Consider the following 23,645-nt stretch of genomic DNA (forward strand, 5'->3'; position numbering starts at 1 on the left):
GAGAAGTCGCCGTCGTCCTTCGCTGGCAACCCCGTTGCACGAGTGAGAGGAGTTCAGCATGGGACTCGGAGATAAGCTCAACAACAAGGCAGAGGAAGCGTCCGGCGCAGCCAAGGAAGGTCTCGGCAAGGCGACCGGAGACAAGGAAGCACAGGCTGAAGGCACCGGCGAGAAGCTGCAGGCCAAGGCCAAGGACGCAGCCAACGACGCGAAGGACTCGGTGAAGGGATTCGCCGACGGTCTGAAGAAGGACAACTGATCGCCTGAACGGCCATCACGGCGAGGGGCGGAGTCTTCGGGCTCCGCCCCTCTCGTGTGTGCAGGGGCTCCGGCGTCGTCAGGTCCTGCGCTCGCAGACCGGATCGCCCTGGTGCTGTTCTGAGAATCGGCTCAGATCGCGGAATCTCATGAAGAAGGCGGAGTGATGATCAGCCTCTGCCCGCCTCCGTGGAAGCTGACGCCGGCGGGCCATGCCGCAGCCGGCGTGTTCTACGATCGAGGCATGAGTCGAACCCAGGCCCATGATGCCCCGTGCGTACTGATCGTCGAGGACGAGGAGCCGCTGGTCCGGCTGATCGGGGACTACCTCCGCCGGGACGGATTCGCGGTCCAGGCTTCGGGGGACGGCGCGGAGGCGGTGGACCTCGCCGGTGCGCATGACCCTACGGTGGTGATCCTCGATCTGGGCCTTCCCGGGATGGACGGGGTGGAGGTCTGCCGTCGTCTGAGGACCTTCAGCGATTGTTACATCATCATGCTCACCGCCCGAGCCGACGAGGTCGACCGGCTGATCGGGCTCTCGGTGGGGGCTGATGACTATGTGACCAAACCGTTCAGTCCCAGGGAGCTGGTGCTGCGCGTCAAGGCGATGCTGCGCCGTCCGCGGCTTCCGTTGGACCAGGCCCGCAGGCAGCACGCGGTGGGGGAGCTGACCCTGGACCGGACCGCACGAGAGGTGCGGCTGGCCGATGAGCCGGTGGAGCTGACCCGCACGGAGTTCGACCTGCTCGCCGCCATGATGACTGATCCCGGGGCGGCCCTGTCCCGCCGCGAGCTGATCGACCGGGTCTGGGGCGAAGACTGGGTGGGCGATGAGCACCTGGTCGATGTCCACGTCGGGAATCTGCGCCGGAAGCTCGGTGACAGCGGCGGCGACTCCGGCTATATCCGCACCGTCCGCGGCGTCGGGTATAAGACGGGGCCGGGAAGATGACGGCGAGGCGGCCGACCCGGCGCACCCGGCTGGGGACCCGACTCGGGACCCGACTGCTGCTCGGCGTCGCACTGGCCCTCGGGGCCGGTGCGGTGGCCGCGTGGCTCATCGCCCTTCTGGTGGGCCCTGCCATCTTCCATGAGCATATGCTGATGGTGGAGACGCACCATCCGGATCCTGAGGTGGTGGCCCACGCGGAGGACGCGTTCGACCATACGTGGCAGCTCTCCCTCAGCCTGGCGCTGTTCGTCGCCGGTATGACGTCGATCCTGGTGAGCGCCTTCCTGGCACGCAGCATCACCAGCACTCTGACCAGGGTTCGCCATGCGGCTTCCCGTGTGGCTGACGGCGACTATGGGGTGCAGGTCCCCGAGGCCGGCATGGGCGCGGAGCTGGAGGATATGGCCTCGGCGTTCAACCGGATGTCCGATGAGCTGGCGGAGACCGAGCTGACGCGACGGCGCCTGCTCTCCGACCTGTCCCACGAGATGCGCACCCCGGTGGCTACTGTGGACGCGTACTTGGAGGGAATGGCCGACGGCGTCGTCGAGGCCGACGCGGCGACGGTGACGATGCTGCGCGAACAGACCGAGCGTCTGCGCCGCCTGGCTGAGGACATATCCTTGGTCAGCTCGGCCGAAGAGCACCGCCTGAGCATCCAGCCCGAGCAGGTGTCGCTGACTGAGCTGATGGACGGAGCGGCCGCGCAGGCCCGAGCATCCTTCGCGGCCGCAGGCGTGGCACTGGAGACGGAGGACTCCTCCGCAGGAGCGCAGGTCACCGGTGACCGGGACCGCCTCTCCCAGGCTCTGACCAATCTGCTGGACAACGCGCTGCGCCACACGGCTGAGGGGGACAGGGTGATCCTGCGTGCGGCCGGGGCGCAGGAGGTCGCCGTGCTCGAGGTCGAGGACACCGGGGACGGGGTCGATCAGCAGCACATCCCGCATCTGTTCGAACGCTTCTACCGCGTCGACGCTGCCCGGGACAGGGCTCATGGGGGCTCGGGCATCGGCCTGGCGATTGTCCGCTCCATCGTCGAGGCTCATCAGGGCAGTGTCAGGGTCACGAGTCCCGGACCGGGGCAGGGCGCTTCCTTCGTCATCGAACTTCCGCTGAGCCGGCCCCGCTGAGATCGAACCGGGCAGGGCCCGGCGCGGATGTCGGGCAGCTGTCCGCACCAGGCCGAAGAAGGTCAGGATTCGATCAAGGAGTTCTCAAGACGCCGCCTGTGGCGTGACACTGCCCCTGTTCGTCCAGTTGACTGGGATCTCCCCGATGCGAAGGAGATCCACTGTGAGAAGGAACGCCCCCGCTGTCACGTTGGTCGGACTGTTCGTCTCCGCCCTGGCGCTGACCGCCTGCGGAGCATCCGACCCTGCCGACGATGATCCCGGCGCTCAGCAGGATGATGCGGCGACCGCTCCGCAGGAGCAGTTCAACGAGGCCGACGTCGAGTATGTGTCGGGCATGATCCTCCATCATGAGCAGGCAGTGGAGATGTCGGAGATCCTGGCGGAGAAGGACCGCGTGGACGCCGACGTCGATGCGCTGGCTCAGGAGATCCGGACCGCCCAGCAGTCGGAGGTCCAGGAGATGGAGTCCTGGCTGGAGGCGTGGGGGCACGCCGATCATGATGAGCACGCCGAGCACGGCGAGGACCACGGCGACCACGCCGGGATGATGAGTGAGCAGGACCTGGAGGACCTGGCGGATGCCGAGGGGCCGGAGGCTTCCCGACTGTTCCTGGAGCAGATGATCGTCCACCACGAGGGTGCCGTCACCTCGGCGCAGGAGCACCTGGAGGCCGGAGAGAATCCGGAGGCCCTGGCGCTCTCGGAGGACGTCATCGACGATCAGAGCGCAGAGATCGAGGAGATGGAGCAGATGCTCACCGATCTCTAGCGCCCGGTCTCCCGGCTCGTGCCCCGCCCGTCCGGCAGGGCACGGGTGCGGGTCCTGAGCCTCGCCGACGCCCCACCGAACAGGAGAACCATGACGCAGAACCTCACCGCGCGACGCCGCGCGGCCGTGGCCGGGCTGATGGGAGCGGGGATGCTCCTGACGGCATGCGCCGCCGATGGCCCGCCCGACCCCTCCGGCGACGATCCCGGCGTGCTGGAGTCCCATGGGCTGGATGGGCTCACCGGCCGCGAGCTCGCCGAGGAGCTCGACGCCGCCCCGGTGGAGGAGCGGCCCACAGACCTCATCGCCTCGGTGGAGCCCGACGCCGTCGTGGTGACCGATGAGCAGGGTCAGGAGGAATCGGTGCCGCTGCCCGAGGACGAGTTCTACGTCTCCGTCGCCCCGTACATCGATCAGACCCATGACTGCTTCTACCACAGCCTGACCACCTGCCTCGGTGAGCTGGACAACCAGGAGGTCGACGTCACCGTCACCGAGGAGGGCACGGGCGAGGTCCTCGTCGATGAGACGCTTGAGACCTATGACAACGGGTTCTTCGGACTGTGGCTCCCGCGCGACATCGACGCCGAGATGACCATCGAGCACGAGGGCCTCTCCTCCACCACCTCCCTCTCCACAGGGGAGGGTGATCCCACCTGCCTGACCACCTCACAGCTGAGCTGAATCAGGTCCGGGCGCCGCCGACGCCGCCCTCACATCTCCCGGCGCAGCACCGCCGCCAGGGCGAGCAGCATCTCCTCAGAACCGGTGGGCCCGATGATCTGGACCGACCAGCTCAGCCCGGCTGCGTCGGTGTGGGTGGGCACGTTGATCGCCGGCAGCCCCAGCACGTTGACCACGGAGCTGTACGGGGTGAACCGGCACTGTTGGATGTAGTTCTCCTCGGGGCTCAGCCCGGCGAACCAGCCGACCTTCGGCGGAGCCCAGGCGAGCATGGGGGTCAGCAGCACGTCCCAGGGCCCGAAGATCTCGTCGGCGGAATCTGCGAAGTCCTGCATCCGGGTGACGGCCTCGGCCGTCTCAGCCCCGGGACGGTTCCTGGCCAGCTCCAGGAAGTACCGGGTCAGCGGTTCGAGCTTCTCCTCCTGCTCCGGCGGGAACTCCATGGAGCCCATCCGGGCGGTCCACAGGGCGCGGAACAGCCGGTGATAGTCCTCCGGCCAGAAGCGGTCCGAGCCGGTGCAGTGGGAGGTGCCTTGGACGATGTGCCCGGCCTGCTCGAGTCCGCCGATCCCCTTCTCCAGGGCCGTCACCGCGCCCTCCTGAAGGGTGACCTCCAGCTCCGGAGAGAACGGCGACTCCGTGGTAACCCCGATGTTCAGCGGCGCCAGTCCGGTCTCCAGAGCCTGGCGCACCCCCCGCATGGCGGGGCCTTCGGCCAGCACGACGCCGGCTCCTCCCGGCCCGTTCCGGCTGCCAGAACCCGTGACCTCCGGAACGCGGAAGGAGTGCCCGGCCATGACGTCGAAGAGCAGTGCGGCGTCCTCCACGGTGTCGGCGATGGGCCCGGAGACCGGGAGATTGGTTGCGGCGGGGGAGCGGTCATCGTCGGGAAGTCGGGTGCGCCCGGGCTTCAGCCCCACCAGGCCGCAGGCGGCCGCGGGGATCCGCACCGACCCGCCGCCGTCGGTCCCTGGAGCCAGGGGCAGCATGCCGGAGGCTACGGCCGCAGCCCCGCCTCCGGTGGAGCCGCCGGAGGTCCGGTCCGGGTCCAGCGGGTTCCGGGAGGGCTCGGCGATCTGGTTCTCCGAATAGCAGGGCAGGCCGAACTCGGGCACCTGGGTCTTGCCCACGCTGATCGCCCCGGCGCCGTGCAGCCGGCGGGCCAGCCCGTGGTCCTTGGCCGCTACGGCTGGAGGCAGCGCGGCGGTGCCCCGGGTCGTGGGCATCCCGGCCACATCCACCAGGTCCTTGAACGCAGTGGGCAGACCCAGCAGCGGGGAGCGGGTGGAGAGCCGGCTCAGTGCGGCGTCCCGGTCCTCGCCGGAGGAGGCGCCGACCATCGTGGTGCGCACGGCGTCGGTCTCTGCGGCGCGGGCCAGCGCGTAGTCGGCGTCGAGGTGGAGGAAGGCACCCAAGGAGGAGTGGGCGGAGGCCGCGGTCAGCGCCGTGGTGGCCAGCTCCACAGCGGTGACGTCTCCCTCGAGGAAGGCCGTGCGCCAATGGGCGGCGGTGGCGGCGCGGAAATCGGTGAGCGTGGTGTCGGTGGTGTGATCCGGGTCCGGGGCGGGTGCATCGGCGAACGGCTCCATATGCCAACCCTATGCAGGCGCGCGCGGACAAGCGATAGTCTTGATCCGCAGAGTCGGATTCTCCGTGAGATGCAGGAGGTGCTGGATGTCGGACTTCGAGACGGTCCGCGCGGCGGCGGTGCCTGAGAGCGCCCAGCTGCTGGACGTCCGTGAGGACTACGAGTTCACCGAGGGCCATGCCCCCGGTGCGCTGCACATCCCGGTGGAGGAGATCCCCACACGTTTTGAGGACGAGCTGGACCCGGACGAGGACTACTACGTCATCTGCCGCACCGGCGGCCGCGCCGTCCAGATCACTCAGTGGCTGACCGGTCAGGGCTATTCCGCGGTCTTCGTGGGAGACGGTATGGACGGCTGGCTTGAGGCCGGCCGCCCGCTGGAGTCCTCCACCGGCCAGGAGCCCAAAGTCATATGACCCGCTATTCCTTCCTGGGCCCCTCGGGCACCTTCACTGAGGCTGCCCTGCTGCAGCTCCCTGGGGCCGAAGAGGCCGAGCGGGTGCCCGCGTCCTCGGTGCTCTCCGCGCTGACCATGGTGGAGGAGGGTTCGGTGGACGGTGCCATGGTGCCCATCGAGAACTCGGTGGAGGGCGGGGTCACCGCCACCCTCGACGCCGTCTCCGTGGCCCACAACCTGCACATCGTGGGCGAATCTCTGGTGCCGATCACCTTTGTGGTGGCCTCCCGGGAGCCGATGCCGCTGAGCGCGATCAGCTCGCTGGCCACCCATTCTCACGCCTGGGCGCAGGTGCGCCGTTGGGCTGAGGTGACGGTCCCACATGCCGAGTACATCCCCGCCTCCTCCACGGCGGCCGGGGCGCAGGGGTTGCTGGCCGAGAACCCGGTGGCGGACGCCGCGATCTCTTCGCCGCTGGTGGCTGAGCAGCTGGGCCTGCACGTGATCGCCTCCGGGATCGAGGATGTCTCCGGGGCGGTGACGCGTTTCGTGCTGGTCACCAAGCCCGGGCCCACACCGGAGATGACCGAGGCGGATAAGACCACGGTGATGGTCCCTCTGCCGGAGGACCGCCCGGGTGCGCTCATGGAGATCCTGGAGCACTTCTCCACCCGCGGGGTGAACATCTGCCGCATCGAGTCCCGGCCCACGGGCAACGGGATGGGCGACTACTTCTTCTCCATGGACCTGGAGGGCCACATCAAGGAGTCCCGCGTAGCCGATGCCTTGACCGGCATTCACCGGGTCTCCCCGAAGATCCGCTTCCTCGGCTCCTACCCGCGCGCCGACCGCAAGCCCCAGCAGGTCACCCAGGACGTCAGCGACGCCGCCTTCTCGGCGGCCCGCGCGTGGATTGAGTCGCTGCGGCGCTGAGGCCTGTGGCCGGCAGCCGGCGTCGGGCGGGTTCAGTCCTCGGTGACGGTGAGGACGGCGCCCTGGCTGGCGTGGGTGGTGCTGACCCCGTTGACCACCAAGGACGCCGGCCGCACGGTGGTGCTCACGCGCACCACCTTCCCGACGGCGTCGCCGTCGATCTGGAAGGGCATGGGCTCCGCCATGCTGACCACGGTCTGCTCCGCCTGACGAACCTTCATGACCGGGATCTCGGCCTTGAACCGGGCGATGGTCTTGGTGATGATCTTTGCCCAGTCCACCACGTGGCGGGGGCTGAAGAGGACGGCGTCGAGCTTGCCGTCGTCGAACCGGGCTGAGGGCACCAGCACCATCCCAGCCTGCAGTGATCCGCAGTTGGCCATCAGCACCGAGCGGACCCGGTAGGTCTCCGGGCTGCCGTCGTCCAGGGTCACGGTGATGCTGCGCGGTTTGCCGGTGACGTGGCGCAGTCCGGCCTCCCCGTAGGCCAGCCAGCCGGCGCGCTGCTTCAGGGCCTCGCGGGTGTCGCCCATGACCTCGGCGTCGAGGCCTCCGCCGGCGATGACCAGGGAGGTCTCCTCATCGCTGGTGCCGTCGGCGCGGTCCAGGATGAGGTCCAGCGTGTCCACGCGGTGGCCCATGCCGTGGATGGCCTCATCCACGCAGGTCTCCAGCTGCGAGTAGGGCAGTCCGATGTTCCGTGCGAAGAGGTTGCCGGTGCCCAGCGGCAGCACGCCCAGGGCGGTGTCGGTGCCGGCCAGCTCGGCGGCCACGGCACGCACGGTCCCGTCTCCGCCGGCGGCGATGACGACGTCGGCGCCCTGTTCCAGTGCGCGCCGGGTCATCACATAGCCGGGATCCTCGGCGGAGCTGGCCATGACCACCGGGGCGGGCATGCCTGCGCGGGAGCAGGCGGAGTGGATCAGTCGGACCGCCTCATCGGCGTCGTCCTTGGTCACATTGATGACCACAGCGATCAGCCGCTGATGGGGAGGCTTGGCGTGACCGGCCACGGAGGTCTCGACCTCCAGGGCGTGGTTGAGCTCTGCGGCTTCGGCGCGGAGGCGCCGGGAGACGGTCGAGCTGCGCAGAACGAGGACGATCAGCAGCACATTCACTGCTGCGGAGAGCCCCAGTACCCAGGTCAGCGTGGTCGTATCCATCCCGGTCAGTCTATCCAGCTCTGCCTGGGGCGCACCTGTATGCAGTGGGTGAGCGAGAGAGTGCGCGTTCGCCGCGCTGACCTGAACCTTCTTCTGGGCGTGATCCTTGACACTCTTCGCTGAACTTTTTAGTCTTGCGGGAAGACAAAATGTATGACGCAGATCACATCGAGTCGCACCCTGAGGAGAGTCATGTCATTCCCCCGCCGTTCTCGCGCTGCCGCTGCCTTGGGTGTCGGAGCCCTGCTGCTGGTCAGCTGCGCCGGAGAAGAGGCCGACGCAGAGGCCGATGAGCAGCCTGAAGACCAGGCGGGCGAGGAGGTCGAAGCTTCGGAGCCGACCTGCCAGTTCGCCCCGGATGAGCAGGTCGACCACGAGTACGCTCGCGACTCGCTGGGCCACTTCGCCCAGGAGGCTGATCTGAAGGTCGGCAACGTCGCGGCCGGCGGCGGTCACCATGAGGATGAGGAGTACCCGGACCCGTTCCCGGATGACGAAGAGTACCGCGAGCATCTGGCCGAGGAGTTCACCTCGCTCACCCACGAGAACTATATGAAGTGGGAGTTCATCCACCCCGATGAGTGGGGAGACTTCCACTTCGAGGAGACCGACGCCGTCGTCGAGTTCGCCCAGGAGCACGGTATGAACATGCGTGGCCACGCGCTGTTCTGGCACTCGCAGAACCCGGAATGGCTCGAGGAGTCCGTGGAAGCCGGCGAGTACACCCAGGAGGAGCTGCGCGACATGCTCGAGGAGCACGTGCGCACCGTGGTCTCCCGCTACGCCGGCTGCATCCAGCAGTGGGACGTGGTCAACGAGGTCTTCGACGATGAGGAGGAGCCGCAGCTTCGCGACGGCTCCTATGAGGAGAGCGGAAACCTGTGGATCCGCGAACTCGGGCCAGAGATCCTCGACGACGTCTTCGAATGGGCCCATGAGGAGGACCCGGACGCGCTGCTGTTCTACAACGACTACGCCGTGGACGGCACCAACGCGAAGTCCGACGCCTACTACGAGCTGATCCAGGAGCAGTCGGACCGCGGCGTTCCGGTCCACGGCTTCGGCAGCCAGACCCACCTGTCCATGCAGTACGACTTCGACCCGGAGGACTATCAGGCGAACCTGCAGCGCTTCGAGGACCTAGGCCTGGAGACCGCAGTGACCGAGATCGACGTCCGCGGCGAGCTCACCGAGGAAGGCCGGATGTCAGATGAGGACCGTGCCGGCGCCGCCGAGCGCTACGGCGCAGTGCTGGAGTCCTGCCTGGAACTGGCCTCCTGCAACTCCTACACCATCTGGGGCAGCCTCGATGAGCACAGCTGGATCCCCGGCACCTTCGAGGGCGAGGGCGATGCCGCGCTCTACGAGGGCGACTATGAGCGCAAGCCCCACTACTGCATCAACCAGCAGGTCCTCGTGGAGCACACCGAAGGCGAGGACGTCTGGGCCGACGACGAGGCCTTCGAGGAGTGCCGCGGCATCCTGGAGGAGTACGGCGTCGGAGTCTGAGGAGCTGACGCTGAACCTCGGATGCTGAGGTGACCACGGCGGTGGTGCCGGCCTGGAGATCAGGCGGCGCCGCCGCCGTCGTGCTGAGTTGGTGCACGGGCGTTCGGGCCAGAAGCGGGATAGGCTGGTGCCCGTGATCGACATCAAGGACCTCATCGAGAACCCCGAGAAGTACAAGGCCAGCCAGCGCGCCCGGCAGGCGGATGAATCGCTGGTGGATCAGGTGATCTCCGCTCAGGAGTCTCGCAGTGCGGCGATCACCCGCTTCGAGACGCTGCGCGCCGAGCAGAAGGCCTTCGGGAAGAAGGTGGCCCAGGCCCAGGGTGACGAGAAGCAGAAGCTCCTCGACGAGGTGAAGGACCTGGCCAACCAGGTCAAGGAGGCCGAGGCCGCCTCCAACGAGGCCGAGGAGCAGCTCCGCTCCCTGCAGCGGCGCATCCCCAACCCCATCCATGAGGGCGTTCCCTCCGGCGGCGAAGACGACTTCGTCGTGCTGCGGGAGGAGGGATCCCCGCGGGACTTCTCCGCTGAGGGTTTCGAGCCCAAGGATCATCTGGAGCTGGCTGAGTCGCTCGGTGCTGTGGACATGGAGCGCGGGGCCAAGGTCTCCGGCGCCCGGTTCTACTTCCTCAAGGGTGTGGGCGCTCGCCTGGAGCTGGCGATGATGCAGATGGGCATGGACCAGGCGCTGCAGGCCGGATTCACCCCGATGATCACCCCGACGCTGGTCCGTCCGGAGACGATGCAGGGCACCGGCTTCGACGTCGAGCACGACGACGAGATCTACCGCCTCGAGCGCGACGACCTGTACCTGGTGGGTACCTCTGAGGTGGCCATCGCCGGGTACCACTCTGATGAGATCGTGGACCTCGGTGAGCGCGCAGAGCGCATAGCGGGCTGGTCCACCTGCTACCGCCGTGAGGCCGGCTCCCACGGCAAGGACACCCGCGGAATCCTGCGCGTCCACCAGTTCAACAAGCTCGAGATGTTCGTCTACTGCTCCCAGGAGGACTCGGCCGCTGAGCACGAGAAGCTCCTGGCCTGGGAGGAGGAGATGCTCAGGAAGATGGAGCTGCCCTACCGGGTGGTGGACATCGCGGCCGGCGACCTCGGCATGAGCGCGGCCCGAAAGTTCGACTGCGAAGGTTGGGTGCCCTCGCAGGACACCTACCGCGAGCTGACCTCCACCTCAGACTGCACCACGTTCCAGGCCCGGCGCCTGAACATCCGTGAGCGCACCGTGAAGGAGGACGGCTCCAAGGGGCCGACCCGCCCGGTGGCCACGCTCAACGGAACCTTGGCGACCACCCGCTGGCTGGTGGCGATCCTGGAGAACCACCAGCAGGCCGACGGCTCGGTGCGCGTGCCCGAGGCGCTGCGCCCCTACATGGGCGGCCTGGAGGTCCTCGAGCCTCTCGCCTGAAGTTTTCTGATGCGATTCGAGCGGGGTTTTGGCCCTTATGGGCGGATTTTCACCGTCATAAAGGCTAAAACCCCGCTCGAATCACCTGTGGGGGAGGGTTCAGAGCATCAGAGGAGGCCCGCCTGGCCGAGCTCGAACCGCGCACGACGGCGGATGAGCGGGAATCCTTGACGCTGATCCACGGCATTGGTGTGCAGCACTGTCCATTCGTCCCGGCGGAAGGCGTGGTCCCGCTGGCCGTCGGACGCCTGCTGCGTGGCGTCGAAATGGTGCGCCCCTTCGTATTGGATCACCAGCTTGATCTGCTCCCACCCCATGTCACCGCTCCAGGGGCTTCCCGGCGACGGGGCCAGTTGGAGCTGGGGTTCCGGAAGTCCTTCATCCAGCAGGGCTAGGCGCAGCGCAGTCTCCGGAGGGGAGTCGGCTCCGTCTCGGATCAGGTCGAGAGCCTCGCGGGCGGCCACGATCCCGTCGGTCGAGGGGTGCCGTCTCACCACTGCGGTCAGGGATTCGATGCTCTCCCACGGCTGAGTTCTCAGACTCAAGCCCTGCTGAGGCGTGCGGATGAGCTGATCACCGAGAGCGACCAGCTCATTGCGTCTCAGCTGAGGCATCAGATCGATCAGTACCCTGCCGGGTCGGCTGATCGGAAGCCCGAGCACACTCCCCGTCTCCTCTATCCCCGGCGTCGCGCGGTGACACCTCAGGCCCCGCAGCCGTTCAGCGGAGGTCATACGAGGTCGGCTGATCTCGATCTCTCCGGCCTTGACCCTGCGCTGCAGCCGCGGGGGAAGGGGGAGGCCGAGCCGCTGTGCCGCCGTGCCGTGGCTGAAGCGGGCGCCGTCGTCGAGCTGTGATCTCAGGGCTGTGAGCAGTGCGAGCCGATCGTGGGTGAGTCCCGGAGGCGGTGAGTAGTGAGTCTCCAGGTTCGGTCCGGAGTAGAAGGGCGTCAGCAGCGCGCCGGCGTCGGGGCTGTGGCTTCCTGCGGTGAGGGGGACGTGCTGATGAAGTCCCCAGCCGATGCTCCGGATGTCCCGAGCGCGAAGCCGCTTAGGTGGGATGCCGAACTCCCGGGCCTGGGCCGAGCTGAAGACGCGGCCGTGCAGCTGAGGCGGCAGGGGAGCGGGAGTCTTCATGAGACCACCCTGCCGGTTCCTCGGAAGACCTGCAGAGGTTATCCACAGCTCCGGGATTCGAGCGGGGTTTTGGCCCTTTTGACGGGGAAATTCCGCTCATAAAGGCCAAAACCCCGCTCGAATCGCCTTTCAAGGGATCACACGATGGTGAAGCCGCCGTCCACACGGAGGTCGGCGCCGTTGACCATTGCGGCCTCCTTCGAGGCGAGGAACACCGCCGTCGCGGCGATCTCCTCCGGTTCGGCGAAGCGCCGCGCAGGGATCTCAGCCTTATGAGCATCGCCGTGCGGGTCGGCCCAGGCCTTCTTGCCCAGCTCAGTCATCACCACAGTGGGTGAGATCGTGTTGGCCGTGACCCCGTAGGGCCCCAGCTCCCGGGCCAGCGAGGTGGTCAGGCCGAACAGCCCTGACTTGGAGGCGCTGTAGGCCGCATGGTGCTCCAGGGCCACATGCGCGGCCTGCGAGGCGATGTTGATGATCCGCCCGTGCTGCTGCGCCTTCATCTGCGCACCGGCGGCGCGGCACACCGCGAAGGTCCCGCTGAGGTTGATCTCCAGCGTCCGGTCCCATGCCTCATCGGGCAGCTGCTCCACCGGATCCAGCGCCACGACGCCGGCCGAGTTCACCAGGATGTCCAGGCAGCCCTGGTCCTCCGCAACGCCGGTCACGGCGCGGTCCACGCCGCCCCGGTCAGTGACATCCAGCTCCACAGTGCTGACCTGAGCACCGGCCTGCTGAAGGTCCGCGGAGACCTTCTGCAGCCGGTCGGCGTCGCGGTCTGCCAGCACCACGGCGGCCCCCTGCTGGGCCAGGCCATGCGCGATGGCCTCGCCCAGCCCGGAGGCCCCGCCGGTGATCATCGCGACGCGGCCGCTCAGGTCGAACATGCCGGCCCCGCCGTTCATCAGCAGCTGCCGGTCTGCTCGTACTTGGTGATCGCGGCGACCTTCTCAGCTGAGGCGCTGGAGGTGTCGAACTCGTGGCTGAGCCACTCGCCCACCAGTTTGCGCGCCAGCTCGAGGCCGATCACGCGCTGGCCCATGCACAGCACCTGGGCGTCGTTGGACAGGATGGAGCGCTCCACCGAGTAGGCGTCGTGAGCGGTGACCGCCCGCACGCCCTCGACCTTGTTGGCGGAGATCGCCACACCCAGGCCGGTGCCGCAGATCAGCAGTGCGCGGTCGGCCTCGCCGGCCGCCACCTTCTCCGCGGCGGCCACGGCCACATTGGGGTAGGCGGTGTCATCCGCAGCATCGCCGACGCCGACGTCGGTCACCGACTCCACGCGGTCATCGGCCTGCAGGTCTTCCTTCAGCGCTTCCTTGTACCCGTAGCCGGCCTCGTCGCCGCCGACCACGATGCGGAGCTTGCTCATATGCTCTCCTTCGAATTCAGGGATGGGTGCTGGGGCCTATGCGGCCAGGTTGTTCGCCGTGCCATCGGGGATGGGGCCGTTGGGCAGGATGGAGACCTTCACGGAGCCTCCGGAGGAGTCGCCCACCAGGTCGAGGGCCTCTTGGAAGCGCTCCAGCGGGAACTGGTGGGTGCAGACTTCGTCCATCGGCAGTTTGCCGTCCTCGATCAGCTTGATCGCCGCGGGCCAGCAGTGCGGACCCAGGTGGGCGCCCAGGACGTCGAGCTCCTTGTCATCGGAGATGATCGACCAGTCCACCGAGGCCTTGTCCTTGAACACGGAGTACTCTACGAACCGGCCGAGCTTGCGCAGCAGGTTCAGGCCCTGCTGGACGGCCGAGGGGTGGCCGGTGGCCTCGATGTAGACATCGGCGCCGTAGCCGCCGGTCAGCTCCTTGATCTTGGCCTCGGCGTTCTCCTCGGCGATGTTGATGGTGATGTCCGCGCCGCAGGCCTTGGCCAGCTCCAGCTTCTCGTCCACCATGTCCAGGGCGATCACGCGCAGGGGGTTCTTCTGGCGCACGCCTGCGATGGCGGACAGACCGATCGGTCCGGCGCCGGCGATGACCACCGTGTCCTCGAACTGGATGTTCCCGCGCTCCACGGCGTGCAGGGCGCAGGAGAGCGGCTCGGAGAATGCGGCGTGCTGGCCGGGCAGCTCGGGGGAGACCAGGTGGGTCAGGGCGCGCTCGGGCACCAGCACGTACTCGGCCATGGCGCCGTCGAAGCCTTTGAAGCCGAACATGTCGTGAGGCTCGCACATCCAGTAGCCGCCGCGGCTGCAGTACAGGCAGTCCCAGCAGGGAACGATCTGCTCGCATGCCAGGCGCTGGCCCAGCTCCGCGCCGCGGGCCTGCAGAGCGCCCTCGCCGGCGGCGACGATGGTGCCGACGAACTCATGGCCAGGGATGCGGTTCTTCTCCGCCCAGGCCTCATTATACTCGCCGCCCCAGAACTTCTCGGCACCGTGGTAGCACTTCAGGTCTGAGGCGCAGACGCCGACGGCGTCGGTGCGCAGCAGCAGCTCGCCGGGGCCCGGGGTGGGAACTGGCCGCTCTTCGAGTCGGTAGTCCTCGGGGCCGTGGACGACGACGGCCCGCATAGTGCTCGGCAGCTCTGCCGATGTCTGTGCGTCGGTGGTGGTCATGGGGCTCTCCTCTGATCGGACCGGCCGCGCCCTCATCGGCTCGGCCGAGACGTCCCTGTGGTAGGCATCTGAGCAGGTGCAGTGGGCTCATATGGGGTACGTCACGCGTTTCCATGCTAGCTCGAGCAGAACGTGTGTCAATGCACAGATGTGCACCGGCTGATCCGGTGGAGATGCACCTGGGGCCCGACGCCGTCAGTGTCGGCGTCGGGCCCCAGGTGCGGTGGATCAGGCGAAGTGGATCAGCGGATGCTCAGCGCTCCAGGTGGGAACGGATGAACCACTGGAAGAGCTCGAGCTCCTTGACCTGTCCGATCAGCAGGTCCTCAGTGATCGGGTCGATCTGGCCGACCTTGCTGAGCACGTCGCGGTGATCCTCCACGACGCCGGTGTAGACCTTCTCCAGCTCGGCCAGGTGCTCCTGCACTCCGGCCTTGTGCAACGGGTAGTCCTCCCAGCTGCGCGCGGAGACCAGCTCGCCGGTCAGTCCGCTGGGGCTGCCGCCCAGAGTGGCGATCCGCTCGGCCAGTTCGTCGACGAGGCCGCGGACGGTCTCAGTCTGGGGGTCGAGCATCTCGTGGACCGCGATGAAGTTGGGGCCCACCACGTTCCAGTGCACGTGCTTGAGCACCAGCTGGAGGTCGTTGAGTGCGTGGAGGCGGCCTTGGAGCAGGCCGGCGATCTCGTGGCCGTTCTCCTGGCCGATGCCGGGGACGGTGTATTCGGAGTACTTCTGAGCCATGACGAACACTCCTTCATGTGAACGGATGCTGGCGTATGCCAACAGTCCAGATCTTAGTAACTCAGAACAAGTCGCGCCAGGAAGATGAGGCTGACCTCAGGTCGCTGTGATGGCGGTGCTCAGGCTCCGGTCGATGGCACGGGCCGTGGCCTCATCGGTCACCAGCGTGTTGAACCAGCGGGTCCGCGCGGCGGCGATGATGCTCGGCGCCTTATGCGGTCCCACGGCGGCGGCGATCCGCAGCGGCACAGCGCGCAGTGTCCCCCCGGGGATGCGCACCATGCGGTCGTTGCCGGGGAAGGTCACCTCATCGCCGGCGTCGTCGTAGAAGGCCAGGCAGACATCACCCACCGCCTTGGCCAGATTGGGGTGATCGCGCGGCACCGACCGCGCGATGGACTGGCGGGACAGCGGCGGAGCCCCGACGCCGACCAGCGCCACCTTCGCGGCGTTCCAGTCATCGACGATCTGTCGATAGCCCGGATCGTCCTGCAGCGCGGACAGCAGCGCGTCCGAGGGCATGGAGGGGGCGAAGAGGTAGTGCGGATAGCCGCCGGAGGTGGCGGCGAAGGCGCGGACCACCTCATTGGTCTGGTGCCAGGCGTCCGGTTCGGCCTGCCCGCCCACCGTGGGGGCGACGACGACTCCTGAGAAGTCACCCAGACGCTGCTGGGCCAGTGCGTAGGTGGTCTCCCCGGAGGCGAGCAGCAGGACGTCGCCGGCATTGAGCTCAGCTGCGGCCAGTGCTTGGCGAGTCAGTGCGGCCAGCCCCATGCCGGCCCGCTGGGACTGATCGCCCGGGGCCAGGTGCACGGCGCTGAGCTGGAGCTTGTCCTGGATGCGGTCGCGCAGTTCGTCCATGCCGCTCGAGGCCGGGCGGTGCACACGGATCTCCACAATCCCTTGGGCCCGGGCCTCGGAGAGCATGCGACTGATGGAGGGGCGCGAGACCTGCAGCTGTTCGGCGACCTCAGCCTGGGTGGCTCCCTGCTCGTAGTAGAGCTGCGCGGCGCGGTAGAGCCGCTCGAGTTCGGTGGAGCCGGTGGCCTCTGTGGCCTCGTCGGTTCTGTCCATCGTGTCGCCTGCCTCCATCGGGCCATCGTATCCGGGGCCTGTGCCCCTGGCGTGGCCTATGCTCGCCGTTGAGTGGTGCTGATCACTCATTCTGCCTTAGGCTAAGCTCAGCACAAATGTCACAGCACATACGTGCGGTGAGTCGCCGCCCGTAGTCACAACGTCGACGAGGACAGCAATGACCTACCTGATCAATTCCGCATCCGACTTCGCTCATGAGGCCGTCCAGGGTTTCGCGGCCGCCAACCCCCAGTATGTGACTGCTGTCCACGGCGGCGTCGTACGCTCCACTGAGACGCCGAAGGGTCAGCCTGCGCTGGTCATCGGCGGCGGCTCCGGGCACTACCCGGCCTTCGCCGGATGGGTGGGGCCGGGCATGGGCCACGGCGCCCCCTGCGGCAACATCTTCTCCTCGCCCTCGGCCTCCCAGGTCTATTCGGTGGCTAAGAGCGCTGAGAACGGTGGTGGCGTGGTCATGGGCTTCGGCAACTACGCCGGCGACGTCCTGCACTTCGGGGCGGCCGCCGAGAAGCTGCGCGCCGAAGGCATCGACGTCCGCATCATCAAGGTCAGCGACGATATCGCTTCCAACTCCCTGGAGGACCACCGTGACCGCCGCGGCATCGCCGGTGACCTCCCGGTGTTCAAGATCGCCGGTGCGGCCATCGAGGCCGGCGCGGACATCGAAGACGCCGAACGCGTGGCCTGGAAGGCCAACGACGCCACCCGCTCCTTCGGCCTCGCCTTCGACGGCTGCACCCTGCCCGGCGCAGAGGAGCCGCTCTTCCACGTGGAGGAGGGCACCATGGGGGTGGGCCTGGGAATCCACGGCGAGCCCGGAGTGAAGGACCTGCCGATGGGCACCGCCTCCCAGGTGGCCGATCTGCTCTTCGACGGCATCGCCGAGGAGATCCCCGAGTCCCACCGCAGCGGCGGCCGTGTGGCCGTGCTGCTCAACGGTCTCGGGACGGTGAAGTACGAGGAGCTCTTCGTGGTCTACGGCCGCCTGGCCGAGCGCCTGGAGGGCTCTGGCCTGACCCCGGTGCAGCCGGAGGTGGGCGAGTTCGTCACCAGCCTGGACATGGCTGGTCTCTCTCTGACCTTGGTCTTCCTGGATGAGGAGCTGGAGAGCCACTGGACCGCTCCGGTAGACACTCCGGCCTACCGCCGGGGCGACTTCTCCGGGCTGACTCCGCTGAAGGAGATCCCCGCCCGCGCCGAGCTCTTCACTCCCGGGGAGGAGTCCGTTCCGGCCGCCCAACAGGAGTCTGAGAAGCTGGCCGCAGATCTGCAGGGCGTGCTGGAGCTCTTCGAGGGAGTCATCGCTGAGCATGAGGCTGAGCTGGGTCGAATCGATGCCATCGCAGGCGACGGGGACCACGGTCAGGGTATGGCCCTGGGCAGTCGCGGTGCTGTGGAGGCCGGGCGCAGGGCGCTGGAGCGCGGTGCTGGGGCTCGGACCCTGCTGGTCCACGCTGGAACCGCCTGGGCCGAATCCGCCGGCGGAACCTCCGGCGCCCTCTGGGGTGCGGCACTCACTGCGGCAGGCCGAGCGCTCTCCGACGACTCTGCCGCAGACGATCCGGCCAAGATGCAGGCCCTGCTCAACGCTGTGGATGCGGTCCGCCGTCTGGGCGGCGCCGAGCCGGGAGATAAGACCATGATCGATGCCGCCGTGCCCTTCTCGCAGGCGCTGGAGGCACGCTTCGGCGAGTCCCAGGACCTGGCTGCCGCCGTCACCTCCGCCGCCGTCGAGGCTCAGCAGGCCGCGGAGAAGACGGCGGATCTGACCGCACGCCTGGGCCGTTCCCGCGTGTTGGGCGAGAAGTCCCTGGGCACCCCGGACCCCGGCGCGATCTCCTTCTCCCTGCTCATGGAGGCGCTCGGTCAGCGCCTCGGGCAGAAGAGCTGACCGTCCGAGCAGGCAAGGAAGAGCCCGTCATGCGGTGGATCGGCACCAGCTGGAAGATGAACAAGACCCTGGCCGAGGCCCGGGAGTACGCCTCCGGGCTGGCCGCTGCGCTGGAGAAGAACACGCGGCTGAGCACCGCCGGCGCCGGTGAGGGCGGGGTCCAGCCCTTCGTGATCCCCCCGTATACCGCGTTGGCCGCCGTGGCTCAGGAGCTCGGCAAGAACGCCAACAGCGAGGGCGGCGTGCAGCTGGGCGCTCAGAACGCCCACTGGGAGGACGCGGGCGCCTGGACCGGAGAGATCTCGGTGCCCCAGGCCATGGATGCTGGAGCCACCATGATCGAGATCGGCCACTCCGAGCGGCGTGAGCACTTCGCTGAGAGTGACCGCACGGTGCGGCTGAAGGTGGAGGCCGCGCTGCGCCACGGCGCTATGCCCCTGCTGTGCGTGGGGGAGCCTGCTGAAGTGCGCGACGCCGGCGGATCGGCTGAGCACATCCTGGCTCAGGCCCGTGCGGCCCTGGAGGGGCTCGCCGACAGTCAGCGAGCCCGCGTGCTGGTGGCCTATGAGCCCATCTGGGCCATCGGCGCCTCCGGGCGGCCGGCCGAGATCCACGAGCTCGAAGAGCCCTTTGCGGCGCTGCGGGCTGAGTTCGGCGGATCGACCGCTCGAGGTGCCGGCAGTGGTGGTGCGGGCAGCGTCGCGGGTCTGCTCTACGGCGGCTCGGTGAACGTGGACAACGCGGCCGATCTGTTGGCCATGCAGGATGTGGACGGGCTCTTTGTGGGCCGCACGGCCTGGGATCTGGCGGGCTTCCTCACCCTCCTGGAGATCGCGACGGCCTGACCTCGTCTCTGCCGTTCGGACGGCGCTCCTCTTGCGTGGCATCCGGCTCCGGAGCTCATCTCCGGATGCCCAGTCATGCCTGAAGAGGCACCCTCGCCAGGCCCTGAACATATGTGCTTGACACGTGTGCACGACTCCGCTCTAATGTGAGGTGAATCACCAGACATCACTCACAGCTCGGAGGGGACATGGGACCCACGGTCATCAGGCGACTCGTTGTGGCGGCGGGACTGGCGGTGCTCGGCATCGCCATGGTGCTGAGCACCAAATTCCTCACGCCGGAGGAGGTGGAAGCCATGCGACCCGATCAGTTCGACCCCCAAAAGACGGCTGAGGAGCTCCACTCTCAGGCTCGGACTGAACTCATCGCTGACGCACAGGAACTTCCGGAAGTGGCCGAGGCGATCCTCGAGGACCCCGAGGCCGCGGCAGAGGAGTTCGACGCCGCCTCGCCCAGCGAGGACGTCGCTGCGTATTCCGTGGAGGCCTCCGGCGAGGTCCGCGAGGCTGGCGAGGACACTCTCATCCTCGATGTCGATGGCTTGGAAGGGCGCGACGTCGTCATCCCACTGGGGGCGGCCCTGGACGGCAACCTGATCCGCGATCTCACGGGCTTCCAGTTCGGAGACGCACCCGGACAGACTGGATACCAGCAGGTCGGCACAGATCTCAGCACACTGCTGCGTGAGGGCGCCGTTGAGGGACTCGGGGGAGACCCCGCCGCTCTGGAGGGTGAGCAGGTCACCGTCCGGGGCGTGCTGAGCCAGACCGACACCGGCGGCTCTCCTTCTGCCGATGCTCCGCTCTCCGTGCAGCCCCTCGAGCTGGAGGTCGCAGGATGAGCGAGGAGCGCACTGATCACCAGGAGCTTTCCCCGACGCAGAACCACGACGGCGCCGACGTCGTCCTGCGGGCCGTCGGCATCAGCAAGACCTACGGGGTCACCCGAGCGCTGAAGGGCGTCAACTTCGAAGTGCGCGCCGGAGAGGTCACCGTCCTCTTCGGAGAGAACGGTGCGGGCAAGTCCACCCTGATGAAGATCCTCTCGGGTGTGGAGACTCCCACAGCCGGGCACCTGGAGCTCGACGGCGAGCAGGTCACCTTGGCCTCCACCTCTGCGGCGGTCGATCGCGGCATCTCCATCATTCATCAGGAGCTGAACCTGAACCCCAATCTCAAGGTGCGGGACAACATCTTCCTAGGACGGGAGAAGAATTCTTGGCGGGGCATCGACTACGCCGAGCAGTCCCGCATCACCGCTGAGGTCATGGAGCGGCTCGAGGAACCGATCTCGCCTGACACCTACGTGCAGGATCTGCGGGTGGGTCAGCAGCAGATCATCGAGATCGCCCGGGCGCTGTCCACCGATGCTCGGATCCTGATCATGGATGAGCCCACCTCTGCGCTCAGCACAGCTGAGGTCACGGTGCTCTTCAAGATCATCCGCGAACTCAAGCGTCAAGGTGTGGCCATCGTCTATATCTCTCATCACCTGGAGGAGGCCATCGAGATCGCTGACCGCGCCGTGGTCTTCCGGGACGGTGAGCTGGTGGCTGCCGAGGATGCTGCAGACATCGATCTGCTCTGGGTGGTGCGCACCATGGTCGGGCGCGACGCCGACTACGACTTCCGCGAGGAGCCGCGCGAACACGGCGGCGTGGCTCTGAGCATCCGCGATGTCAGTGTGGCGGACCCGATCAGCGGAAAGTTCCCGGTGGATCACGTCTCGCTGGATGTGCACCAGGGTGAGATCGTCTGCCTCTACGGGCTGATGGGTGCCGGTCGCACCGAGCTCATGGAGGCGTTGGCCGGCCGTGACCAGCTCGCCGGTGGGCAGGTGCTGCTGGGTGAGAAGGACCTGCGGGGGACGGGCGTGGCCCGGCGGATCGAGCTGGGCGTAGGACTGGTCCCGGAGGACCGTCAGCGCGATGGTCTGATCCAGATGCAGAGTGTGGGCAAGAACCTCTCTCTGGCCAGTCTCAGCTCCTGGGTGGGCGGCGGCCTGCTGCGTCGGGGAGCGGAGACTCGCGCGGTCTCCGGCCAGATCAGCGGCATCGGGGTCAAGACGGCTGGTCCGGAAGCGCCGATCAGCTCCCTCTCCGGCGGCAACGCCCAGAAGGTGGTCATCGGAAAGATGCTGCTGACCGACCCGACGGTTCTGCTCCTCGATGAACCCACCCGCGGCGTGGACGTCGGGGCCAAGGGAGAGATCTTCTCCCTGCTGTTTCAGCAGGCCCAGAAGGGGTTGGCGGTGCTGTTCGCCACCTCCGACGTCGGAGAGGCGCTCACCGCCTCCCACCGGATCGTGGTGATGAGCCGCGGGCGCACCGTCCGATCCTTCGACCCCCGCACCGCCACCCGTGAAGAAGTGATGGCCGCGGCAGAGGACAGCACAGGCGCCTCGCCCGGCGCCCCTGAAGCATTGAGCACCACCGGCAGTACGAACGGAGCACAAGGATGAGCACGACGGCGACCGCTGCGTCCGAGGAGAAGAGCCCTCGGTTCCGGATCAATATCGGAGCGATCCTGATGGAGGGCCGCGCCCTGGTGGCGCTGCTGCTGATCATCGTCATCTTCGCCTCGATGAACGACAACTACCTGGCGGCCGGCAATCTGGCCACGATCGCCAAGGACGTAGCCTTCAACGCGATCATCGCGCTGGGAATGCTCCTGGTGATCCTCAAGGGAGGCATCGACCTCTCCGTGGGCTCCACCGTGGGACTCACCGGCGCCGTGGCGGGCAACCTCTTCGCCGGGGTCTCGCTGCCGCTGACCGATGCGGTCATGTACCCCTCGCTGTGGGTGATCGTGGTGATCGCCGTCGCCGTCGGGATGCTGGTGGGCTGGATCAACGGTCTGCTGATCTCGCGGCTGAATCTGGCTCCGTTCATCGTCACTCTGGGCATGCTCTATGTGGGCCGTGGGCTCACCCAGGTGCTGCTCGGCGGAACCAACATCACCAATGAGCTGCGCGGCGAGCCGGGGCTGAACAACGAAGGCCTCTTCAGCATCTTCGCCAGCTACCCGCTGGGCGTCCCGATCTCGGCCTGGGTCATGATCGCCCTGGCGGTCATCTTCTCTCTGCTGCTGACCCGCACGCCCTTCGGCCGCTGGCTCTACGCAACCGGCAGCAACGAGCGCGCCGCCGAACTCTCCGGAGTTCCGGTCCGACGGGTCAAGACCCGGGTCTACGTCTTCACCGGCATGTGCGCCGGCATCGTCGGCATCCTGCAGATCGCCAACATCCGCTCGGCCACGGCCGACCTGGGCAACCTCTATGAGCTCAATGCGATCGCGGCAGTGGTCATCGGCGGTGCGGCGCTCTCCGGCGGTCGCGGCACGGTGCGGGGCACCATCATCGGCGCCTTCGTCATCGGCTTCCTGACCAACGGGCTTGTGATCGTGGGGGTCTCACCGTTCTGGCAGACCGTCATCACCGGTGCGGTCATCATCCTGGCGGTGGCCACTGACCAGATTCAGCAGATCGTCCAGCGCCGCCGCGCCCACGCTCGTGCGGTGGCTCAGGCACAGAAGGACTCGGCACGCCGAGGATCACTCGAGAGTAAGGAGACATCATGAGAAGGAAGATTCTGGCCACAGGGATGATGGTGGGTCTGCTGGGAGCCGCGGCCTGCGGCGGCGACTCGGAGGCCGGCGACGGCGGGGGAGAGGGTGGAGGCGAGATCGCGATCATCACGGTGGACGCCTCCAACCCCTATTGGGCGGCCGAGGTCGCCACTGCTGAGGCCCTCGCCGAGGAGCTGGGCTACAGCTACACCACCGGAGCCCACGGCAACGACCCCGATGAGCAGACCCGGCTCATGGAGACCGCGATCAACAATGATGTCGACGGCATCCTGCTGGACCCGGCGGGAGCGGATGAGTCGGTGGCCGTCGTCGAACAGGCTGTGGACGCCGGAATCCCGGTCTCCCTGGTCAACGCAGAGATTTCGGAGACCGGTCTGGCTGAGGCGCAGATCGTCTCCAACAACGCCCAGGGCGCGGCGTTGGGAGCTGAGACGTGGGCGGAGGCCATGGACTATGAGGGAACCTATGTGGAGCTCTATGGCGAACCCAGCGACAACAACGCTCCTGTGCGCTCGGACGGCTACGAGCAGGTGCTCAGTCAGTATCCGGACCTGGAGAAGGTGGGTGAGGAGGTCGCCAACTGGGACCGGCAGGAGGGCCAGACCTCGATGGAGCAGCTGCTCTCCCGCTACCCGGACATCGACGGTGTGATCTCCGGAAATGACGAGATGGCCCTGGGTGCCATCAATGCGTTGGAGGAGGCCGGACGCCTGGATGAGGTCCAGGTGCTGGGCTTCGACGGTAGCAACGACGCCGCCGAGGCAGTGGCCGACGGCAGCATGGTCGCCACAGTGCTGCAGCCGATCACCGATGGAACCACCCAGGCGATCGAAATCCTGGACGAAGTCATCCGCACCGGAGACAGTTCGGTGGAGGATGAGAAGATCGCCTTGGACTGCATCCTGGTCACTGAGGAGAACGCTGACCAGCTCGCTGACTTCGAACTCAGCGAGTAGGAGCCTGACTCTCTTCT

General features: G+C 67.5%; 23 protein-coding genes. 15 read left to right on the top strand and 8 right to left on the bottom strand.

The window, feature by feature from the left end; translation table 11 throughout:
- The first annotated feature begins 58 nt into the window (after positions 1-58).
- From IEW85_RS00835 to IEW85_RS00855, 5 genes are all read left to right on the top strand, one after another.
- Positions 59-259, top strand: a complete 201-nt coding sequence (locus tag IEW85_RS00835) for a CsbD family protein (RefSeq protein WP_188682082.1) — start codon at positions 59-61, stop codon at positions 257-259.
- 243 nt (positions 260-502) lie between these two features.
- Positions 503-1,213, top strand: coding sequence for a response regulator transcription factor (locus IEW85_RS00840; RefSeq protein ID WP_188682083.1), 711 nt, complete (start codon positions 503-505; stop codon positions 1,211-1,213).
- The gene (locus IEW85_RS00845) at positions 1,210-2,346 is read left to right on the top strand and encodes a sensor histidine kinase (protein ID WP_188682084.1); all 1,137 of its coding nucleotides are present in this window, start codon (positions 1,210-1,212) and stop codon (positions 2,344-2,346) included. The genes IEW85_RS00840 and IEW85_RS00845 overlap by 4 nt, the downstream gene beginning before the upstream one ends.
- A 163-nt stretch (positions 2,347-2,509) precedes the next feature.
- Positions 2,510-3,118, top strand: a complete 609-nt coding sequence (locus IEW85_RS00850) for a DUF305 domain-containing protein (RefSeq protein WP_229658685.1) — start codon at positions 2,510-2,512, stop codon at positions 3,116-3,118.
- Between the two features lie 90 nt (positions 3,119-3,208).
- A complete protein-coding gene (locus IEW85_RS00855) occupies positions 3,209-3,802 on the top strand; it encodes a CueP family metal-binding protein (RefSeq protein WP_188682086.1) in 594 nt (197 codons plus the stop codon).
- A 29-nt stretch (positions 3,803-3,831) separates the two neighbouring features.
- On the opposite strand, the gene IEW85_RS00860 is transcribed toward IEW85_RS00855, so the two are convergent.
- On the bottom strand, positions 3,832-5,391 hold the full coding sequence (locus IEW85_RS00860) for an amidase (protein ID WP_188682087.1): 1,560 nt from the start codon (positions 5,389-5,391) through the stop codon (positions 3,832-3,834).
- Between the two features lie 85 nt (positions 5,392-5,476).
- Between IEW85_RS00860 and IEW85_RS00865 the strand changes: the two genes are divergently transcribed.
- Positions 5,477-5,806: a rhodanese-like domain-containing protein gene (locus IEW85_RS00865; protein ID WP_188682088.1), complete on the top strand. Its 330-nt coding sequence runs from the start codon at positions 5,477-5,479 to the stop codon at positions 5,804-5,806.
- Positions 5,803-6,720: a prephenate dehydratase gene (pheA, locus tag IEW85_RS00870; RefSeq protein WP_188682089.1), complete on the top strand. Its 918-nt coding sequence runs from the start codon at positions 5,803-5,805 to the stop codon at positions 6,718-6,720. The genes IEW85_RS00865 and pheA overlap by 4 nt, the downstream gene beginning before the upstream one ends.
- A 32-nt stretch (positions 6,721-6,752) precedes the next feature.
- Here the strand turns inward: pheA and IEW85_RS00875 are convergent, their stop codons facing one another.
- Positions 6,753-7,883: a diacylglycerol/lipid kinase family protein gene (locus IEW85_RS00875; protein WP_188682090.1), complete on the bottom strand. Its 1,131-nt coding sequence runs from the start codon at positions 7,881-7,883 to the stop codon at positions 6,753-6,755.
- A gap of 192 nt (positions 7,884-8,075) precedes the next feature.
- Between IEW85_RS00875 and IEW85_RS00880 the strand changes: the two genes are divergently transcribed.
- Together IEW85_RS00880 and serS are read left to right on the top strand one after the other, a co-directional pair.
- Entirely contained in the window at positions 8,076-9,392 is a 1,317-nt protein-coding gene (locus tag IEW85_RS00880; protein WP_229658686.1) for an endo-1,4-beta-xylanase, read from the top strand.
- A 133-nt stretch (positions 9,393-9,525) separates the two neighbouring features.
- On the top strand, positions 9,526-10,815 hold the full coding sequence (gene serS / locus IEW85_RS00885) for a serine--tRNA ligase (protein WP_188682092.1): 1,290 nt from the start codon (positions 9,526-9,528) through the stop codon (positions 10,813-10,815).
- 107 nt (positions 10,816-10,922) lie between these two features.
- Here the strand turns inward: serS and IEW85_RS00890 are convergent, their stop codons facing one another.
- From IEW85_RS00890 to IEW85_RS00915, 6 genes are all read right to left on the bottom strand, one after another.
- Positions 10,923-11,951: a putative endonuclease domain-containing protein gene (locus IEW85_RS00890; protein WP_188682093.1), complete on the bottom strand. Its 1,029-nt coding sequence runs from the start codon at positions 11,949-11,951 to the stop codon at positions 10,923-10,925.
- Positions 11,952-12,088: 137 nt separating this feature from the next.
- Entirely contained in the window at positions 12,089-12,838 is a 750-nt protein-coding gene (locus IEW85_RS00895) for a GolD/DthD family dehydrogenase (RefSeq protein ID WP_188682094.1), read from the bottom strand.
- 17 nt (positions 12,839-12,855) lie between these two features.
- Entirely contained in the window at positions 12,856-13,326 is a 471-nt protein-coding gene (locus IEW85_RS00900; RefSeq protein WP_188682095.1) for a ribose-5-phosphate isomerase, read from the bottom strand.
- 36 nt (positions 13,327-13,362) lie between these two features.
- Positions 13,363-14,511, bottom strand: a complete 1,149-nt coding sequence (locus tag IEW85_RS00905; protein WP_188682096.1) for a zinc-binding dehydrogenase — start codon at positions 14,509-14,511, stop codon at positions 13,363-13,365.
- A gap of 253 nt (positions 14,512-14,764) precedes the next feature.
- Complete coding sequence (locus tag IEW85_RS00910; RefSeq protein ID WP_188682097.1) at positions 14,765-15,253, bottom strand: Dps family protein; 489 nt, start codon at positions 15,251-15,253, stop codon at positions 14,765-14,767.
- 96 nt (positions 15,254-15,349) lie between these two features.
- On the bottom strand, positions 15,350-16,327 hold the full coding sequence (locus IEW85_RS00915; RefSeq protein WP_229658687.1) for a sugar-binding transcriptional regulator: 978 nt from the start codon (positions 16,325-16,327) through the stop codon (positions 15,350-15,352).
- A gap of 178 nt (positions 16,328-16,505) precedes the next feature.
- On the opposite strand from IEW85_RS00915, the gene IEW85_RS00920 reads away from it, so the two are divergent.
- From IEW85_RS00920 to IEW85_RS00945, 6 genes are all read left to right on the top strand, one after another.
- Complete coding sequence (locus tag IEW85_RS00920) at positions 16,506-18,239, top strand: dihydroxyacetone kinase family protein (RefSeq protein WP_188682098.1); 1,734 nt, start codon at positions 16,506-16,508, stop codon at positions 18,237-18,239.
- 29 nt (positions 18,240-18,268) lie between these two features.
- On the top strand, positions 18,269-19,084 hold the full coding sequence (locus IEW85_RS00925; RefSeq protein WP_188682099.1) for a triose-phosphate isomerase: 816 nt from the start codon (positions 18,269-18,271) through the stop codon (positions 19,082-19,084).
- A 188-nt stretch (positions 19,085-19,272) separates the two neighbouring features.
- On the top strand, positions 19,273-19,926 hold the full coding sequence (locus tag IEW85_RS00930; protein ID WP_188682100.1) for a DUF2291 family protein: 654 nt from the start codon (positions 19,273-19,275) through the stop codon (positions 19,924-19,926).
- Complete coding sequence (locus tag IEW85_RS00935) at positions 19,923-21,545, top strand: sugar ABC transporter ATP-binding protein (protein ID WP_188682101.1); 1,623 nt, start codon at positions 19,923-19,925, stop codon at positions 21,543-21,545. The genes IEW85_RS00930 and IEW85_RS00935 overlap by 4 nt, the downstream gene beginning before the upstream one ends.
- Positions 21,542-22,663 carry an ABC transporter permease gene (locus IEW85_RS00940; RefSeq protein ID WP_188682102.1) on the top strand — a complete coding sequence of 374 codons (1,122 nt, stop codon included), beginning with the start codon at positions 21,542-21,544 and terminating at the stop codon, positions 22,661-22,663. Before IEW85_RS00935 ends, IEW85_RS00940 begins: the two co-directional genes overlap by 4 nt.
- Positions 22,660-23,628 carry a D-ribose ABC transporter substrate-binding protein gene (locus IEW85_RS00945; protein WP_188682103.1) on the top strand — a complete coding sequence of 323 codons (969 nt, stop codon included), beginning with the start codon at positions 22,660-22,662 and terminating at the stop codon, positions 23,626-23,628. The genes IEW85_RS00940 and IEW85_RS00945 overlap by 4 nt, the downstream gene beginning before the upstream one ends.
- The last annotated feature ends 17 nt before the right edge of the window (positions 23,629-23,645 follow it).

This window comes from Nesterenkonia cremea, from assembly GCF_014642675.1.
Classification (GTDB): domain Bacteria; phylum Actinomycetota; class Actinomycetes; order Actinomycetales; family Micrococcaceae; genus Nesterenkonia; species Nesterenkonia cremea.

Coding starts and splice junctions, on each gene's coding strand:
- IEW85_RS00835 (WP_188682082.1), top strand. CDS start 59: ATGGGACTCGGAGATAAGCTCAACAACAAGGCAGAGGAAGCGTCCGGC.
- IEW85_RS00840 (WP_188682083.1), top strand. CDS start 503: ATGAGTCGAACCCAGGCCCATGATGCCCCGTGCGTACTGATCGTCGAG.
- IEW85_RS00845 (WP_188682084.1), top strand. CDS start 1,210: ATGACGGCGAGGCGGCCGACCCGGCGCACCCGGCTGGGGACCCGACTC.
- IEW85_RS00855 (WP_188682086.1), top strand. CDS start 3,209: ATGACGCAGAACCTCACCGCGCGACGCCGCGCGGCCGTGGCCGGGCTG.
- IEW85_RS00860 (WP_188682087.1), bottom strand. CDS start 5,391: ATGGAGCCGTTCGCCGATGCACCCGCCCCGGACCCGGATCACACCACC.
- IEW85_RS00865 (WP_188682088.1), top strand. CDS start 5,477: ATGTCGGACTTCGAGACGGTCCGCGCGGCGGCGGTGCCTGAGAGCGCC.
- pheA (WP_188682089.1), top strand. CDS start 5,803: ATGACCCGCTATTCCTTCCTGGGCCCCTCGGGCACCTTCACTGAGGCT.
- IEW85_RS00875 (WP_188682090.1), bottom strand. CDS start 7,883: ATGGATACGACCACGCTGACCTGGGTACTGGGGCTCTCCGCAGCAGTG.
- IEW85_RS00880 (WP_229658686.1), top strand. CDS start 8,076: ATGTCATTCCCCCGCCGTTCTCGCGCTGCCGCTGCCTTGGGTGTCGGA.
- IEW85_RS00890 (WP_188682093.1), bottom strand. CDS start 11,951: ATGAAGACTCCCGCTCCCCTGCCGCCTCAGCTGCACGGCCGCGTCTTC.
- IEW85_RS00895 (WP_188682094.1), bottom strand. CDS start 12,838: ATGTTCGACCTGAGCGGCCGCGTCGCGATGATCACCGGCGGGGCCTCC.
- IEW85_RS00900 (WP_188682095.1), bottom strand. CDS start 13,326: ATGAGCAAGCTCCGCATCGTGGTCGGCGGCGACGAGGCCGGCTACGGG.
- IEW85_RS00905 (WP_188682096.1), bottom strand. CDS start 14,511: ATGACCACCACCGACGCACAGACATCGGCAGAGCTGCCGAGCACTATG.
- IEW85_RS00910 (WP_188682097.1), bottom strand. CDS start 15,253: ATGGCTCAGAAGTACTCCGAATACACCGTCCCCGGCATCGGCCAGGAG.
- IEW85_RS00915 (WP_229658687.1), bottom strand. CDS start 16,327: ATGGACAGAACCGACGAGGCCACAGAGGCCACCGGCTCCACCGAACTC.
- IEW85_RS00920 (WP_188682098.1), top strand. CDS start 16,506: ATGACCTACCTGATCAATTCCGCATCCGACTTCGCTCATGAGGCCGTC.
- IEW85_RS00925 (WP_188682099.1), top strand. CDS start 18,269: ATGCGGTGGATCGGCACCAGCTGGAAGATGAACAAGACCCTGGCCGAG.
- IEW85_RS00930 (WP_188682100.1), top strand. CDS start 19,273: ATGGGACCCACGGTCATCAGGCGACTCGTTGTGGCGGCGGGACTGGCG.
- IEW85_RS00935 (WP_188682101.1), top strand. CDS start 19,923: ATGAGCGAGGAGCGCACTGATCACCAGGAGCTTTCCCCGACGCAGAAC.
- IEW85_RS00940 (WP_188682102.1), top strand. CDS start 21,542: ATGAGCACGACGGCGACCGCTGCGTCCGAGGAGAAGAGCCCTCGGTTC.
- IEW85_RS00945 (WP_188682103.1), top strand. CDS start 22,660: ATGAGAAGGAAGATTCTGGCCACAGGGATGATGGTGGGTCTGCTGGGA.